Raw genomic sequence first — 1,015 nt, 5'->3', positions numbered from 1 at the left:
CAGCGAAGAAATCACCATCGACGGCGAAACGGAGCCGGTGACCGTCAAACTCGGCGTATGGGTCACCAACACCAAATCGAGGCGCGACAAGCTCGCCCAGGACCAGCTGGCCGCCCTGCGGGAGCTCGGTATGGAGTGGGCCTGACATCACCGGCCGCCGGCCGCCCCTGTGCCAGACCGGATCAAGGCCTGGGTCGCTTCGGTCCCGGAGAACCCAGCCGTGCCCCCCATAGAGCGCGCCTTCGTTCACCTCGTCGGAACACATGAAGGCCCCGTAGCCGAGCCCTCCGAGCAGCGCGGACCATCACGGGTAGGGGCCAAAACGCGCGCAGGCCTGCTCGATCAGCTCCCGGTCCACACGCCTTACCGGGCCGCGCTCGCGGGCCGCGTAGACATGCGACGTGATCTTCGCCCACGTGCGGAAATTGCCGCGCGCCATCTGCTCGTCCGCTCGCGCAAGGTCGTCCGGGTCCGCCGGCGCCCATACGGGGTGGAACAGAGTCAGCGTCTGCGGGACTTGAGACGGCTCAAGCCGGCCGACCTGATGCCAGCTCAGCACGCGCGAGCGCAGCGCCGAAGCACGGGCGAGGGCCCGCTCGCTTCCCGCCCCACACAGCACCAGCGCCGCCGCACAGCCCGGCGCGTCCCACAACTGCCGCAGGAAATCCAGCAGTGGCGGCGTCAGCCGCTGAGCGTCATCGAGAAACAGCACACCCGGCTCGGCCAGTGCCCGCGTCAGAGCCCGGCTGGCCGGCCCGGCCCGGTGCGGCAGCGCCCCCGACGGCAGCCCGAGCGCTTCACACAGCGAGGCCCGCAGCTGCGGCAGACCGGGTGCCACGCCGACCACCGGCCGCCACACCGGCACCCGGCCGGGCAGAAGATGCAACGCCTGTTCGACGGCGACCGTCTTGCCCAGGCCCGTGTCCCCGTACACGCAGCACATCCCTCGCGCCGCGACCGTATGCCCCACCGCCTCCGCCACGGCGGCCACCTGCCGGGTCGACACCATACGCGC

2 protein-coding genes are annotated in these 1,015 nt (G+C 71.2%); one reads left to right on the top strand and one right to left on the bottom strand.

Going from position 1 to position 1,015, the window contains the following annotated elements:
- Positions 1 to 145 (top strand): helicase associated domain-containing protein (locus tag EF903_RS35710; RefSeq protein ID WP_185902961.1); only part of this gene is annotated, 145 nt, incomplete at its 5' end.
- A 159-nt stretch (positions 146 to 304) separates the two neighbouring features.
- Here the strand turns inward: EF903_RS35710 and EF903_RS32910 are convergent.
- On the bottom strand, positions 305 to 1,015 hold a 711-nt coding region (locus EF903_RS32910; RefSeq protein WP_148142660.1), incomplete at its 5' end, for an ATP-binding protein.

The sequence above is a fragment of the Streptomyces sp. WAC05292 genome, assembly GCF_003949955.1.
GTDB classification, from domain to species: Bacteria; Actinomycetota; Actinomycetes; order Streptomycetales; family Streptomycetaceae; genus Streptomyces; species Streptomyces globosus.
This window is presented reverse-complemented; position numbering and strand designations above follow the sequence as displayed.